Here is a 14,127-nt window from a genome sequence, read left to right on the forward strand (position 1 = left end):
GCGTGGAAGGCGGAACGCTGGGGACGGGATGAGCCGGAATGTAGCGGCCCGCGGCCCATGTGACGTCGGCCGGGGCAATGTTGTGTCTCCGGTGCGGGACGCGGATACACGCCCATACAAAGCCCGCCACAAACCGGAGCCGCGCGCCTATAAACCTGCCTGCGGCGCCGCCGCCGCCCTTCGACCTCATCCCCAGCGTCACCGCATCGGAGATCCCCGTGAGCCGCGTCATCGACTACTTCCTCGCTCCCCACAGCCCCTGGACCTACCTCGGCCACGAGCGCTTCGTCGCCATCGCGCGCGAGGCGGGCGCCACGGTGCGCCCGATCCCGATCGACCTGCTCAAGCTGTTCTCGGTCTCCGGCGGCCTGCCGCTGTCGCAGCGCCCCGCCCAGCGCCAGGCCTATCGTCTGCTGGAGCTGCGGCGCTTCTCGCGCCATCTGGGCATGCCGATGCATGTGGAGCCGACCTTCTTTCCCGTCGTGCCGCATACGGCGGCGCGGCTGATCATCGCGGTCGACGAGGCCGACGGCGCGGAGGCGGCGCTGCGCCTGACCGGCGCGTTGCTGCGTGCGGTCTGGGAGCAGCAACGCGACATCGCCGACGCCGCCACGCTGACCGCCATCCTGGGCGAGCAAGCCCTGCCCGCCGAGCGCCTGGCCCGCTCCGCCGCCGACGACATCGGCGCGCGCTACGACGCCAACACGCAGCGCGCGATCGATGCCAGCCTGTTCGGTGCCCCCAGCTACGTCATCGATGGCGTGCTGTTCTGGGGCCAGGACCGGCTGGACTTCGTGCAGCGCGCGCTGGCCGCCGACCGGACATGAGCGCCCTCCGCGCTCCGGGCGGCGCCAGCGCGAACCCGCCGCCGCGACCGCGCCGCTTCGGGCCCCGCACGCTCTTCGCGCGCGTGTTCTGGATGATGGTGCTGGGCATCGCGATCGCACAGGCGCTGGCCTACGTCGCGATCCGGCAGGAGCGCTCGATGGCGCTGCGCTCGCTGATGATGTCGGGCATCGAGCGCGACATCGCCACCGGTGTCGCCGTCCTCGACCGCCTGCCGCCCGCCGAGCGCGCCACCTGGCTGAACCGCCTGGAGCGGCCCAACTTCCGCTTCGCGCTCGCCAACGAGATCGATGCGCAGGCGGGACCGGTCGATCACACCGAATTCAGCGGTGCGTTCGTCGACGCGTTGACGCAGGCGCTGCGGCCCTTCCGCATCGAGCGCGTGGCGCAGGTCGGCGCGCGGCGCTATCAACTGCTGGTCCGCCTGGGCGACGGCACCGCCGTCACCGTGCACGCGCGCCGCGTCGACATGCCCATCCCCGAGTGGGTCACCTGGGTGCTGGTGGCGCAGTTGGTGGTGTTGACCTTCTGCACCTGGATGGCGGTGCGGCTGGTGACACGACCGCTGAACGCGCTGGCGACGGCGGCCGACGATCTCGGCCCGGACCTCACGCCGCGCCTGATCGCCGAGGACGGCCCGGCCGAGGTGGCCCATGCCGCGCGCGCCTTCAACGCGATGCAGCAGCGCATCGCCGGCTACACCGCCGAGCGGGTGGAGATCCTGGCGGCGATCTCGCACGACCTGCAGACGCCGATCACGCGGATGCGACTGCGCGCGGACCTGATGGCCGACGAGGCGCTGCGCGACAAGTTCCGGCAGGACCTCGACGCGATGCACGCGCTGGTCCGTGAAGGCGTGACCTACGCGCGGACGCTGCACGGGACTTCCGAGCCGACCGCGCGCCTGGACACCGACGCATTGCTGGCGAGCATCGTCGGTGACTACGAAGACGCCGGCGAATCCGTGACGCTCGACGGCGCGGCGGGCGCGCCCATCGTGGCGCCGCCGCAGGCGCTCAAGCGCATCCTGGTCAACCTGATCGACAACGCCCTGGCCTTCGGCGGCGCGGCGGAGATCCAGGTCCGGCGCGACGACGGGCAAGACCCGGCCCCGCGCTTGACGATCGCCGTGCTGGACCGGGGGCCCGGCATCCCGGAAGACCAGCTGGGCGCGGTCTTCAAACCCTTCCACCGGCTGGAAACCTCCCGCAATCGCGAGACCGGCGGCACCGGGCTGGGGTTGGCGATCGCCCAGCAGCTCGCCACCGCGATGGGGGGACAACTCTCCCTCCACAACCGCCCGGGCGGGGGCCTGGAGGCCAGGCTGAGTCTCCCCGCCTCGCCGCCGACGGCACTGTCCACGACTTCTGTGGACAAGTCTGTTGGCTCAACGGGCAGGGATGGTGCAAGCCGTTGATTCATCACGGAATTCATTGCACTGCTGCCAAATGAGGCAGTGATCCGAATGGGCCATACGAAGCGACCTGCGACGGCTTCGCGGCTATCCCCGCGTGCTGTGGACAAGCCTGTTGGCTGCCCCTGCAGGAGCGACGCAAGCTGTTGTCATGCCAGGGAAATCCTTGCTTCGCCTTAAAAACAGGCAGGCCGGCGAACGGGGCGATTGACGAGCGTCAGGTCTTGACGGCCGGGCCGGGAACCTTGAGCAAGCCACGTTCCCGTCCTGGAGTTGCTCACAGTGCCCACCGGTTGTGCACCGGCGGCTCAGTCTGTCCACGGTCGCTGTGGACAACTCTGTTGGCTGCTCGCGCACGGATGTCGCAAGTGCTTGTCACGGCAAGGAAATGATTGCAGTGCTGCGGAATGAGGCAGCCCCCACGACGGGGCGTCGGACGCGCGTCTCCCCGCTCGTCAGGCGGTATCGCCAGTCAGCGACTCGACGATCAGCTGCAGGCCCTTCAGCGCCGGCGCGGGGTCGTCCGCGAACTGGGCCTGCACGATCGCGCCATCGACGGCCAGGGCAAGCGCGGCCGCCAGCTTCCGGCGTTGCCGCGAAGCGGGCAAGCGCCCGGCGATCGCGTCCGTCATGTCCTGCTTGTGGCGCCGCGTGATCTCGACCACCTCGGGCAACGCGGGTCCCATCTCGCCCACCCCGTTGAGGAACGCGCAGCCGCGGTAGTCGCCCAGGGCCTCGCCACGGAACCATTCACCCATCGTCGGCACCAGCGCGAGCGCGCCTGGATGCCGGTCGCCATGGCGGGCGAGCGCCTCGCTGAACCACGCCATCCAGCGCGCGTGCCGCATGTCGAGGTAGGCCACGATCAGATCGTTCTTGCTGGGGAAGTGCCGATAGAAGGTGACCTTGGTGACGCCGGACGCGGCGATCACGCGGTCAATGCCGGTCGCCCGGATGCCCTCGCCATAGAACAGGTCGTGCGCGGTGCGCAGGATGCGGTCGCGGGCGGGCAGCTCGCCGATGTCCACGCTGCCGTCGATGTCGTTCATGCGGCCATTGTAGACAGACCTGTCTACCTTCGACAGAATGCCGACGTAGACAGACCTGTCTACCCGATGTTTCCCAATGAAAGGCCAACGACATGGACTCCCGCCCGCCCCTGCCCCCGTTCACCCGCAACACCGCGATCCAGAAGATCCGCCTGGCCGAGGACGCCTGGAACAGCCGCGACCCGGCGCGCATCGTGCTGGCTTACAGCCCGGACACGCAGTGGCGCAATCGCGCGGAGTTCCCGCGCGGTCGCGCGCAGGCGCAGGCCTTCCTGGAGCGCAAGTGGACGCGTGAACTGGACTACCGCCTGATCAAGGAACTGTGGGCCTTCGAGGGCCACCGCATCGCCGTCCGATTCGCCTACGAATGGCGTGACGACGCTGGCAACTGGTTCCGCAGCCACGGCAACGAGAACTGGGAATTCGACGCGCAGGGGCTGATGACCCACCGCCACGCCAGCATCAACGATCAGCCGATCCAGGCCGCGGACCGCAAGTTCTTCTGGCCGCAGGGCCGCCGCCCCGACGACCATCCCGGCCTGAGCGACCTGGGCCTGTGATCCACCGCGACGGCACGCGTCCGTCATCAGCGGCCGCGGCCGTCAGCGTCCGCCGCCGTGCTCGCGCCATTCGGTCGGCGCGCGCCCGGTGTGCTTCAGGAAGAAGCGCGTGAAGTAGGCCGGGTCGGCGAAGCCCAGGCCGTCGGCGATCTGGCGGACCATCAGGTTGGTGTAGCCCAGCTCGCGCTTGGCCTCCAGCAGCACGCGCTGGTGCAGGACGGCGAGCGCCGAGCAGTGCAGATGGCGGCGGCACAGGCGGTTCAGCTGCGTCGGCGTGATGCCCAACGGCGCCGCCAGCTCGGCCACCGGCGGCTGGCGCCGGTAGTGGCGCTCGACCTGCTCGCGATAGCGGGCCAGGTGCTGCAAGGCGCGGCCCTCGCCGGCCGCATGGGTCGCCGGCTCCGCGGCGCCGAAACGCGCCGCCTGCGTCGCCAGCAGCGCTACTGCGTGGTCCAGCGCCGGACCGCGCCAGGCCGCCGCGCCGGCGTAGTCTTCCCTCAGCCCATGGCCGACCGCGAACAGCGCGCGCGTCACCGTCGCGCCGCGTTCCAGCGGCACCAGCCGCGGCTCGGAAAGGCTCTCCAGCAGGTCCGGCAGGTGATCGAGCAAGTCCCGCAGCCGGCCCTGGTCCAGCGTCACGACCAGCCCTTCCGTCTCCGGCGCGAAGCGGAAGCCGTGCACCGCCAGCGCCGGCACCCACACCAGCGCGGGCGCACGCAGTTCGCGCTCGTCCTCGTCCATGCGGACCACGACCCGGCCGCGCTCGATCAGCAGCAGCTGCACCAGCGCGCCGTGCCGATGCGGCTGGATTTCCCAATTGTGCAAGCGGCTGCGCTCGGCGATCGATTCGAGGTGCAGCCCGTCCAGGGCCGGCGCTTGTCCTTCCTCGCCGTAGAGGGAATACACCGGCGTCGCGCCGGCGCGTGATCGGGAAGAGGACTTTGGGCGCGATTCGGGCATAGGTTCGGATTGTGCAAGCGCGCGTCGGCGCCGTCCATTCACCGCGGATCGTCCGCGCCGTAGGCTGCGCCCATCGGAGACAACGCCACGCGCCTCGCCAGAAGGCCGGATTGCCATGAAGACATTGCGAACCCAGGTGCTGATCGTCGGCGCCGGACCCTCGGGCCTGCTGCTGGGCCAGTTGCTGCACCGCGCCGGCATCGACACGCTGATCGTCGAGCGCCAGACCGCCGACCACGTGCTCTCGCGCATCCGGGCCGGCGTGCTGGAGCAAGGCACCGCCGACCTGATGGACGACGCCGGCGTCGGCGCCCGCATGCATGCCGAGGGGCTGGTCCACGACGGCTTCGAGCTGGCGGTCGGCGGCGTGCGGCATCGCATCGACCTGCGCCAGCTCACCGGCGGGCGTGGGGTGCTGGTCTATGGCCAGACCGAGGTCACCCGCGACCTCATGGCCGCGCGCGACGCCGCCGGGCTGCCCACGCTGTACGAGGCGGCCGAGGTCCGCATCGACGGCTTCGACACCGCGAAGCCCCGCGCGCGATGCACGGTGCGCGGCGAAGCGGTCGAGATCCATGCCGATTTCATCGCCGGTTGCGACGGCTTCCACGGCGTGTGCCGCGCGAGCGTCCCGGCGGACGCGATCCGCCTCTACGAGAAGGTCTATCCCTTCGGCTGGCTGGGCCTGCTCAGCGACACGCCGCCGGTGGCCGACGAGCTGATCTACAGCCGTCATGCGCGCGGCTTCAGCCTGTGCAGCATGCGCTCGCCGACCCGCAGCCGCTACTACCTGCAGGTACCGCTGGGCGAGCGCGTGGAGGACTGGACCGACGCCCGCTTCTGGGACGAGCTGCGCCGGCGGCTGGATCCCGAGGCGGCGGCGGCGCTGGTCACCGGTCCGTCGCTGGAGAAGAGCATCGCGCCGCTGCGCAGCTTCGTCGCCGAGCCGATGCGCTTCGGCCGCCTGTTCCTGGCCGGCGACGCGGCCCACATCGTGCCGCCGACCGGCGCGAAGGGACTGAACCTCGCGGCCTCCGACGTCCGCTACCTGTCGCAGGCCCTGATCGAGCATTACCGCGAGCGCAGCGATGCCGGGCTGGACCACTACTCCGCCCGCTGCCTGGCCCGCGTGTGGAAAGCCGAGCGCTTCTCCTGGTGGCTGACCAGCCTGATGCACAACTTCGACCAGGAACCGGCCTTCCAGGCCAAGCTGCAGGAGGCGGAGCTGGACTACCTCCTCGGGTCGGAGGCGGCCCGCCGCGTGCTGGCCGAGAACTACATCGGCCTGCCGTTCTGACCGGCGCCCCCGATAACCCCCGATCGGCCCCGATCAGTCCTCGATCAGTCCGAGGAAGTGATCGAGGATCACGAAGTGGTCCTCGAACAGGCGCGACTCCATCGCCGCCAACTCATCGCGATGGAACCAGCGCGCCTCCTTCACGTCGTCGCAGCCGACGACCTCCGGCAGCGTGCCCATGGCCGGGAACTTGAAGTGGTGGGCCATCGTGATGAGCCGGCCGCGCGCGCTGCGCAGCGGGTCCTCGAAGGTGGCGACCCCGTGCAGCGCCGCGAGGATGGAGGCCGGCAGCAGGGGAAAGCGCGTCTCCTCGATCAGCTCGCGGATCGCGCAGGCCACCAGCTTCTCGCCGCGGTCGAGGTGGCCGCCGGGCACGGCCCAGAGATCCTCGCCGAAGGGGCCCTTGCGCCGCACCAGCAGCACATGGTCGCCGACGGTCACCACCGCGTCGCCGGTCATGTACGCGACCGCGGTGTACTTCTTCCGATAGCTCGCCACCGCCGCATGCTCGGCCTTGCGCCGCGCGTATTCGGGCAGGCGGCTCCAGGCCTGCAGCCACGCGCGCACCGGCGCGCTGACGTAAGGCGTCATGACGGTCAGCGCCGCGTCCGGATCCTCGGCCTCGAAGAACACCTGCCGCATCGCCGTGGCGTCGACGTCGGCCAGACGGTCCACCAACTGCTGCCGCCAGCGCGGGAAGTTGTTCAGGTAGTAGCTGGTGTGGTCCTTGCGATGACCCACCAGCACGATGTCGGCCTCCTCGCCCGCCAGTGCCCGCACGCCCAGGGTCACGGCGGCGTTCCAGCGCCGGTCGTCGAAGTAGTCGCGCACCGGCAGCACGTGCAGCCGTTGCCGCTGCGCCTCGCTCAGGTTGGCCAGCAGCATCTGGCGACGCTCCTCGTGCACGAAGGGATTGCGCGGATCACGCGCCCTGTACGAGGAGCCCAGCACCGCGATCACCTCATCCGCCAGCCCGAAGGCCGCCTGGAACAGCGCCTCCTGCCCCTGATGCACCAGCTGCCAACGGCCCACCACCACGGCGACGGTCTTGCGGGTCATGCCTTGTCCTTCCTCGCGTTCGATGCGCGCCGATGCGGTCATCGGCGCTTCGGTTCAATAGTGCCGCGCCGCGATCGGCAACTGCCGGCCGCTGCCGAAGGCCCGGGCGCGCAGCCGCACGATCGGCGGCGCCTGGCGGCGCTTGTACTCGTTGCGCGCGATCATGCCCTTGATCCGCGCGAGCAGCGCCTGACCTTCGTCGCTTCCGCGCAGCGCGGCGATGGCCGCCTCCGCCGTGGCGCGTTCGTCGGCGGCCAGTCGCTCGCCCTCGATCAGCAGCTTCAGCACCTCGTCCAGCAGCTCGTAGGGCGGCAGGCTGTCGGTGTCGCACTGGTCGGGCGCCAGCTCGGCGCTCGGCGGCTTGTCCAGGATGGCGGGGGGGATGAGCTCGCGGCCGGCCACCTCGTTGAGGTGGCGGCTCAGCGCGAAGACCTCGGTCTTGTAGAGATCGCCGATCAGGCCGAGGCCGCCGTTGGTGTCGCCGTAGAGCGTGCAGTAGCCGACGGCGATCTCGCTCTTGTTGCCGGTGGTCAGCAGCAGGTGGCCGCGCGCGTTGGACACGGTCATCAGGAGCGTGCCGCGCACACGCGCCTGCAGGTTCTCGAGCGCCAGGCCGGATGGCCGCAGTGCCAGCGTGCTGGCGGCCAGGGTCTCGCCGACCTGGCCGACGATGTCTTCGATCGGGCAGACCTCGAGCGCGATGCCGAGCCGATCGCACAGCGCCTTCGAGTCGTCGACGCTGCCGCTCGACGAGAAACGCGACGGCATGGTGATGGCCATGACCCGGTCCGCGCCCAGCGCCTCGACGGCCAGCGCCAGCGTCAGCGCCGAGTCGATGCCGCCGGACGCGCCGACGACGACGCGCTCGAAGCCGCAGCGCCGCGCGTAGTCCCGCAGTCCCAGCACGATCTGCCGGCGATAGAAGGCCATCGTGTCCAGCCCGGGGGACGCCGGCGGCAGCGCGCCGCCGTCGAGCGACGCGAAGTGGCCGCGGTCGACCTCGAAGCCCAGGGTGACGACCTGCTCCTCGAAGCGCCGGGCCTCGAAGACGACGCCCGGCTCGGGCTCGATCGCGAAGGACGCGCCGTCGTAGACCAGCTGGTCGTGCCCGCCGATCTGGTTGACGAAGACCAGCGGCAGCCGATGCCGCCAGCAGGCAGCGCGGAAGACCTCGTGGCGCAGCTCGCGCTTGCCGACATGGCTGGGGCTGGCGTTGATCGACACGATCAGGTCGGGCGCCGAATCCGCCAGGCGCTGGAACGGATTGACGGTGTAGTCCTTGCCGTCGTCGTTCCAGCCGTCCTCGCAGATCATGAAGCCCACCTGCGCGCCGCCGATGCGCAGCACGCGGGCGACGTCCGGCCCGGGCTCGAAGTGCCGCCGTTCGTCGAAGACGTTGTAGGTGGGCAGCAGCTGCTTGTGATAGTCCAGCAGCAGCTCGCCATCGCGGATCACCAGCAGCGAATTGCGGAAGGCCTTGCCGGCGCCCGGGTTGCGGGTCGGCGCGCCGACGACCCAGTGCAGCGAGCTCACCTCGCGCGTGGCCGCCAGCAGCGCCGCCATCGCGCGGTCGAGGCGCTCGCGGAAGTCTTCATCGTCGAGCAGGTCGGCCGGGTAGTAGCCGGTCAGCGACAGCTCCGGGAAGACGACCAGGTCCGCGCCGTCGTGCCGGGCGCGCCGCGCCGCGTCCAGGTGCAGCGCCAGGTTGCCTTCGAGGTCGCCGATGGTGGGGTTGATTTGCGCGATGGTGATCTTGAGCATGACTTCGCTCCTCAGCTGGCCCTCACTCGAAAGACCTGCCGCAGGTAGTTGAGGAAGGTCTGGTCGTCGCACAACGTCTTGCCGGGCGCATCGGACAGCTTGGCCACCGGCTGGCCGTTGCAGCGCACCAGCTTCATGACGATGTTCAGCGGCTTGGGCCCGAGGTCGTTGGTGAGGTGCGTGCCGATGCCGAATCCGACCGGCACGCGCCGGGCGAAGTGCGCATGCAAGCGGAAGGCCTCGTCGGTGTCGAGCCCGTCGCTGAACACCAGTCGCTTGGTCCGTGCATCGATGCGCAGCGCCGCGTAATGCGCGAGCGCCTTCTCGCCCCATTCGACCGGATCGCCCGAGTCATGCCGCAGGCCATCGAAGAGCTTGGCGAAGTAGAGGTCGAAGTCGGCCAGGAAGGCGTCCATGCCGATCACGTCGGTCAGCGCGATGCCGAGGTCGCCGCGGAACTCCTGCACCCATCCCTCCAGCGCCGCCCGCTGCGACAGCCGCAGCTGCACGCCCACCGCCTGCCAGGTCTGCAGGTACTCGTGGGCCATCGTGCCGATCGGCACCAGCCCGTGACGCCGCGCCAGCGCCACGTTGGAGCAGCCCTTGAAGACCTGCGGGGCCTCGCGCTTGAGCGTGGCGACGACCTCGTCGTGCCAGGCGCCGGAGAAGCGGCGGCGCAAGCCGAAGTCGAAGCACTCGAAGGGATGGGCTTCGGCGCCCAGCGTCGCGGGCACGGCCGCAGCGTAGTCGCGCAGGCGGGCCGCCTTCGTCGCGAGCCGCGCGCGGCCCTCGGCCAGCACCTCGCGCTCGCGGCCCGCGCACAGGCGGCGGAAGTAGAGCTCGTTGACGATCGCCAGCACGAAGATCTCGAAGCCCATCACGTGGACCTGCGGCCCCTTGGCGACGATGACCAGCTGCCCGGCCTCGGCGCCCTCGCCCGGCCGCGCCTCGATGAAGCGCCGCTGGAAACGGAAGATGCGCAGGAAGTCGATGAAGTCGGCCTTCATGAAGCGCAGCCCGCCCAGGTAGGCGAGTTCCTCGTCACTGAAGCCGAGCGTGCAGAGGTGGTCGAGTTCGCGGTTGACCGCCTCGCAGAGCTCGCTCAGCGGGAAGGCGGGCGTGTTGCGGCAGACGAAGCGGTACTCGGCATCGTTGGCCGGGAAGGCATGCAGCAGCGTCTGCCACATCGTGAACTTGTAGAGGTCGGTCTCCAGCAGGGAGCGGATGACAGGCGTGTCGTTCATGAAGCCACCCCGCTCAGGCCGACAGCAGGCCGAGCGCCTGCGCCGCCGTCATCGTCCGCACGCCCAGCGCGCGGGCGCGCTCGACGAAGGCCGAGGCGCCGGCCTCGAAGCCGCCCACCGCGCTCATCGCATCCTCGATCAGCACGACCCGCGCGAGCCGCTCGGGCGTCATCGCCGCGAAGAGGTCTTCCGCCGTCGCAGCGACGCAATGGCTGCTGGCCTCGCCGGCGATGAAGCTCAGGCCGGGGAAGTCGACGATGCGGTCGACCAGCGCCTGATTCGTCTGCGTGCGCGGGTCGTCGTCGACCGGCACCTCGGCGCGCACGGCGCTGTATTGCTCGGTCATCGGATTCAGGCCCTTCAGCACCTTCTCCACCGTGCGCAGGCGCGCCGATTCCCAGCGGCCCAGGGCGTCGGCCAGCGCGCCATGCAGGTTGTGGCCCCAGGTGCCGACGACGCAGTGGGTCGGCCACACCATCAGCACGTACTTCCTCGGGCTGGCTTCGAGCGCGTCGAGGTAGCGCAGCACCGCGTCCCGCAGCGCCGGGTCACGTGGGGCGTGACGGCCCTCGCGCACGTCGGCCGCGCGGATCTGCGTGAATGGCGCGACCGGCTGCGGCACGCCCTCCGCGCCCGGCTGTTGCCAGAAGGCCGGGCGCTCGATCGCGTAGACCGGGTGCGAGTCCAGCGTCACGACGACGTCGCCGATCGCATCGCCGGCCTGGTCCACCAGCGCGGCCAGGCGCTTCATGTCCGCGTCCGCGCCAGTCACCGGCAGCGCGGCGCCGGGGATGTCGCAGAAGTCGTTCTGCGGATCGACGATGAGCAGTTGGGCTTGGCGGTCCATGGGCACTCCGTTTCGGTCTTCGTGATGTCGTGGCGACAGCATACCCCTCTTCGTGCTTGTTTGCACTAAGTCAACATCGCAACACCCGGATCAGAAGCCACGATTTGTATCCGCATATTTCCTGTGTTCCAGGAAACGGTTTGACGTCTGAGGATGTGACCGCCCATAATTCGTGCCCTTTCGCACTAAGCTTGGCGCCGTGGACTTCGAACGCCCCATCGTCACCGTCGACATCGTGCTGCTGACCCTGCTCGACGGCGCGCTGCATGCCGGCCTGGCACGACGCGACAAGACGCCGGCGCTCGGCGCCTGGACGCTGCCCGGCGGCTGGGTGCACACCGACCAGGACCAGGACGCCGACGAGGCCGCGGCGCGCATCCTGCGGGACAAGGCGGGGGTGGTGTCGCCCTACCTGGAGCAGCTCAGGACCTTCTCCGGCATGCATCGCGATGCGCGCGGGTGGTCGCTGTCGGTGAGCTACTACGCGGTCGTGCCGGCGCCGGTGGGCGAGCCGTCGGGCGGGCGCTTCCGCTGGGCGCCGGTCGACGGCCTGCGCTCGCTGCCCTTCGACCATGCGCAGATCCTGCGCACCGCCGTCGATCGCTTGCGGTCGAAGACGCTGTACTCCTCGCTGCCGGTGCACCTGATGCCGGCGCAGTTCACGCTCGGCGAATTGCAGCGCACCTACGAGCAGGTGCTCGGCGCGGTGCTCGACAAGCGCGGATTCCGCCGCCGCATCGAGGAACTCGATGTCATCGAGGAAATCCCCGGCGCCTTCACCAGCGGCGGCAGCCACCGGCCGGCGCAGCTCTACCGCAAGAAGGCCCACGCCCCGGCGCTGAAGACGGCGCCCAGCAACCTGCCGGTCAGCTGAGCAGGCGCGGGCGCCGGGATGTCGGCGTGGCCTCGATCCACTTCCGGGTCGTCATCGGGCCGCGAGTCCCTTCAGCAGGGCCTCGTGGAATTCCTTCGGCGACTCGACCTGCGGCGAGTGGCCCAGCGCCGGGAACTCGACCAGCGCGGCGCCGGGGATCATCTTCGCGGTCGTGCGGCCGAGCGTCGCGTAGTCGCCCAGCTGCTCGGCGATCGCCTTGGGCGCGCGGTTGGCGCCAGGCGCGGTGCGGTCCTTGCCGCCGATCATCAGCAGCGTCCGCACCTGCAGATGGGGCAACTCATGCACCACTGGCTGGGTGAAGATCATCTCGGAGGTCTGGGCCTGGTTCCAGGCGACGAGCTCACGTCCCGGACCGGCATACAGGCCGGCGGCCATCTCGACCCAGCGGTCGTAGGCCGGCTTCCATTGGCCGTTGTAATAGAAACGCAGCTGATAGGCCTTGATGCTCTCGGCCGTCGTCTTCAGTTCCTGCGCGTTCAACTGGTCGATGGTCGCGTACGGCACGCCCGCCGCCTGCCAGTCCTCCAGCCCCAGCGGGTTGACGGCGACGAGCTGCTCGACCTGCGCCGGGTACTGCAACGCGTAGCGCATCGCCAGCATGCCGCCCATCGAGTGGCCGATCACCGTCGCCTTGGCGATGCCCAGTGACTGCAGCAGCGCCTGCGTGTTGGCGGCGAGCTGATTGAAGCTGAACTGGTAACCGACCGGCTTGGTCGAGGCGCAGAAGCCGACCTGGTCCGGCACCACGACGCGGTAGCCCGCACCGGCGAGCGCCGCGATCGTCTCCGCCCAGGTCGCGCCGCAGAAGTTCTTGCCGTGCAGCAGCACCGCGGTGCGGCCGTTGGGCGGCGCCGTCGGCGCGACGTCCATGTAGACCATCTCCAGCGCCTGGCGCTGCGAATTCAGCTTGAAGCGCTGCTGCGGGTACGGGTACTCGAAACCCTCGAGCCTGGCGCCGTAAGCGGGAGCGGCCTGCGCCGACGTGGCGAGGGAGAGCGCCGCGAGCGCGGCGGCGAGAAGCATCTTCATCGGGGACTCCAGTGACGGGGGAACGGGCGCGCCGAAGCGAGCAAGTGTCGTTCCCTCCACCCCGCGCGCCGCCTTCAGCGCGGATCGAGATATCCGAAGGTGCCGCGGTCGCGGATCTCCTCGGCGGCCAGGCGGGCCGCCTTCATCGCATGCCGGAACAGCGACATCGCCAGGCTCACGCGCTTGACGCCCGCCTCGCCCAGTTCGCGCACGCTGAACGAGCGTCCCGGGATGCCGGCCATGAAGTTCACCGGCCTGGACACCGACGCGCAGACCTGGCGCACCGCGTCCAGGTCGGGCAGCAGCGGCGCGAACAGCACGTCGGCGCCGGCGCGCTCGAAGGCCTGCAGGCGGCGGATCGTGTCCTCGAGGTCGTTCACGCCGTGCAGGAAATTCTCCGAGCGCGCCGTGACCAGGAAGGGGACCGGCAACGCCCGCGCGGCCTCGACCGCGGCGGCGACGCGCTCGACGGCCAGGTCGAAGTCGAGGATGGGCGCGCCGCCCTCGCTCGACGCATCCTCGATCGATCCGCCGACCGCGCCCGCTTCCGCCGCCAGGCGGATCGTCAGCGCGCAGTCCTCGGGCCGGTGGCCGAAGCCGTTGCCCAGGTCGGCGCTCAGCGGCAGCGGCGTCGCGCCGGCCAGCTGGCGGATGTGGGCCAGGGTCTCGTCGCGGGTCAGTTGGCCGTCGCGCCGGCCGATGGCCTCGGCGGCCGCGGCACTCGAGGTCGCCAGCGCGGGAAAGCCCGCCGCCTCCAGCATCCGCGCCGACGCGATGTCCCAGGCGTTGGCGATGACGAAGGGACCCGGGCGCTGATGCAACGCGAACAGGGCGGCGGACTTGTCGGCGGCGGTGGGGGATGCGGTGGTCATCTTGAGGGCCTCGTGAAGGGTGTATGGGGCGGTCTTCGGTAAGAAGAACGGCGCATCCTAGGCCCGGACCCCTGCCGCCGTCTGGCAGGATTCGGACGTCTTCCCGACCCCCTCGCTCCCCGCTCCACGCGCGACGACCGGCCCGGAGACCCTCCAAACGGTGGCGCTCCCGCCACGGTTTCGTTGCGATTCCACCCGATCGGGGTGCCCGCGCGCGTCCTGCGCACGAAATCCGGGGACCCGAATGTTGCGAACTATTCGCATTTGATAACGTATCGCGTTAGCTGAGCACGC

General features: G+C 70.2%; 13 protein-coding genes. 5 read left to right on the plus strand and 8 right to left on the minus strand.

The window, feature by feature from the left end:
* The first annotated feature begins 218 nt into the window (after positions 1–218).
* Together ACTJKJ_RS17620 and ACTJKJ_RS17625 are read left to right on the plus strand one after the other, a co-directional pair.
* Positions 219–827: a 2-hydroxychromene-2-carboxylate isomerase gene (locus ACTJKJ_RS17620; protein WP_440821231.1), complete on the plus strand. Its 609-nt coding sequence runs from the start codon at positions 219–221 to the stop codon at positions 825–827.
* The gene (locus tag ACTJKJ_RS17625) at positions 824–2,263 is read left to right on the plus strand and encodes an ATP-binding protein (protein ID WP_440821232.1); all 1,440 of its coding nucleotides are present in this window, start codon (positions 824–826) and stop codon (positions 2,261–2,263) included. Before ACTJKJ_RS17620 ends, ACTJKJ_RS17625 begins: the two co-directional genes overlap by 4 nt.
* A 452-nt stretch (positions 2,264–2,715) precedes the next feature.
* On the opposite strand, the gene ACTJKJ_RS17630 is transcribed toward ACTJKJ_RS17625, so the two are convergent.
* Complete coding sequence (locus ACTJKJ_RS17630; protein WP_147241109.1) at positions 2,716–3,309, minus strand: TetR/AcrR family transcriptional regulator; 594 nt, start codon at positions 3,307–3,309, stop codon at positions 2,716–2,718.
* Positions 3,310–3,401: 92 nt separating this feature from the next.
* On the opposite strand from ACTJKJ_RS17630, the gene ACTJKJ_RS17635 reads away from it, so the two are divergent.
* Complete coding sequence (locus ACTJKJ_RS17635; protein WP_440821233.1) at positions 3,402–3,869, plus strand: nuclear transport factor 2 family protein; 468 nt, start codon at positions 3,402–3,404, stop codon at positions 3,867–3,869.
* Between the two features lie 42 nt (positions 3,870–3,911).
* Here ACTJKJ_RS17635 and ACTJKJ_RS17640 read toward each other — a convergent pair whose 3' ends face one another.
* Complete coding sequence (locus ACTJKJ_RS17640) at positions 3,912–4,775, minus strand: helix-turn-helix domain-containing protein (protein ID WP_440821234.1); 864 nt, start codon at positions 4,773–4,775, stop codon at positions 3,912–3,914.
* A 178-nt stretch (positions 4,776–4,953) separates the two neighbouring features.
* Here ACTJKJ_RS17640 and pobA point away from each other — a divergent pair, with 178 nt between their 5' ends.
* Positions 4,954–6,126, plus strand: a complete 1,173-nt coding sequence (pobA, locus tag ACTJKJ_RS17645) for a 4-hydroxybenzoate 3-monooxygenase (RefSeq protein WP_440821256.1) — start codon at positions 4,954–4,956, stop codon at positions 6,124–6,126.
* 33 nt (positions 6,127–6,159) lie between these two features.
* Here the strand turns inward: pobA and ACTJKJ_RS17650 are convergent, their stop codons facing one another.
* Genes ACTJKJ_RS17650 through ACTJKJ_RS17665 form a run of 4 tightly spaced genes read right to left on the minus strand, consistent with a single transcriptional unit; the run spans position 6,160 to position 11,037 of the window.
* On the minus strand, positions 6,160–7,185 hold the full coding sequence (locus ACTJKJ_RS17650) for an NUDIX domain-containing protein (RefSeq protein ID WP_297385274.1): 1,026 nt from the start codon (positions 7,183–7,185) through the stop codon (positions 6,160–6,162).
* 54 nt (positions 7,186–7,239) lie between these two features.
* On the minus strand, positions 7,240–8,946 hold the full coding sequence (locus ACTJKJ_RS17655) for an NAD+ synthase (RefSeq protein WP_440821235.1): 1,707 nt from the start codon (positions 8,944–8,946) through the stop codon (positions 7,240–7,242).
* Positions 8,947–8,957: 11 nt separating this feature from the next.
* Positions 8,958–10,190: a nicotinate phosphoribosyltransferase gene (gene pncB, locus ACTJKJ_RS17660; RefSeq protein ID WP_440821236.1), complete on the minus strand. Its 1,233-nt coding sequence runs from the start codon at positions 10,188–10,190 to the stop codon at positions 8,958–8,960.
* Between the two features lie 13 nt (positions 10,191–10,203).
* Complete coding sequence (locus ACTJKJ_RS17665; RefSeq protein WP_440821237.1) at positions 10,204–11,037, minus strand: cysteine hydrolase; 834 nt, start codon at positions 11,035–11,037, stop codon at positions 10,204–10,206.
* A 199-nt stretch (positions 11,038–11,236) separates the two neighbouring features.
* Between ACTJKJ_RS17665 and ACTJKJ_RS17670 the strand changes: the two genes are divergently transcribed.
* Positions 11,237–11,911, plus strand: coding sequence for an NUDIX hydrolase (locus tag ACTJKJ_RS17670; RefSeq protein WP_440821238.1), 675 nt, complete (start codon positions 11,237–11,239; stop codon positions 11,909–11,911).
* 51 nt (positions 11,912–11,962) lie between these two features.
* Here ACTJKJ_RS17670 and ACTJKJ_RS17675 read toward each other — a convergent pair whose 3' ends face one another.
* Together ACTJKJ_RS17675 and ACTJKJ_RS17680 are read right to left on the minus strand one after the other, a co-directional pair.
* Complete coding sequence (locus tag ACTJKJ_RS17675; protein WP_297385284.1) at positions 11,963–12,961, minus strand: alpha/beta fold hydrolase; 999 nt, start codon at positions 12,959–12,961, stop codon at positions 11,963–11,965.
* Positions 12,962–13,035: 74 nt separating this feature from the next.
* Positions 13,036–13,833, minus strand: a complete 798-nt coding sequence (locus ACTJKJ_RS17680) for an isocitrate lyase/PEP mutase family protein (RefSeq protein WP_297385286.1) — start codon at positions 13,831–13,833, stop codon at positions 13,036–13,038.
* Positions 13,834–14,127 lie beyond the last annotated feature (294 nt).

Source organism: Roseateles sp. 22389 (assembly GCF_052044995.1).
Taxonomy (GTDB): domain Bacteria; phylum Pseudomonadota; class Gammaproteobacteria; order Burkholderiales; family Burkholderiaceae_C; genus Roseateles.

Excerpts from the sequence above, each read along its gene's own strand:
- ACTJKJ_RS17625 (WP_440821232.1), top strand. The coding sequence starts at position 824 with ATGAGCGCCCTCCGCGCTCCGGGCGGCGCCAGCGCGAACCCGCCGCCG.
- pncB (WP_440821236.1), bottom strand. The coding sequence starts at position 10,190 with ATGAACGACACGCCTGTCATCCGCTCCCTGCTGGAGACCGACCTCTAC.
- ACTJKJ_RS17665 (WP_440821237.1), bottom strand. The coding sequence starts at position 11,037 with ATGGACCGCCAAGCCCAACTGCTCATCGTCGATCCGCAGAACGACTTC.
- ACTJKJ_RS17635 (WP_440821233.1), top strand. The coding sequence starts at position 3,402 with ATGGACTCCCGCCCGCCCCTGCCCCCGTTCACCCGCAACACCGCGATC.
- ACTJKJ_RS17655 (WP_440821235.1), bottom strand. The coding sequence starts at position 8,946 with ATGCTCAAGATCACCATCGCGCAAATCAACCCCACCATCGGCGACCTC.
- ACTJKJ_RS17675 (WP_297385284.1), bottom strand. The coding sequence starts at position 12,961 with ATGAAGATGCTTCTCGCCGCCGCGCTCGCGGCGCTCTCCCTCGCCACG.
- ACTJKJ_RS17630 (WP_147241109.1), bottom strand. The coding sequence starts at position 3,309 with ATGAACGACATCGACGGCAGCGTGGACATCGGCGAGCTGCCCGCCCGC.
- ACTJKJ_RS17680 (WP_297385286.1), bottom strand. The coding sequence starts at position 13,833 with ATGACCACCGCATCCCCCACCGCCGCCGACAAGTCCGCCGCCCTGTTC.
- ACTJKJ_RS17650 (WP_297385274.1), bottom strand. The coding sequence starts at position 7,185 with ATGACCCGCAAGACCGTCGCCGTGGTGGTGGGCCGTTGGCAGCTGGTG.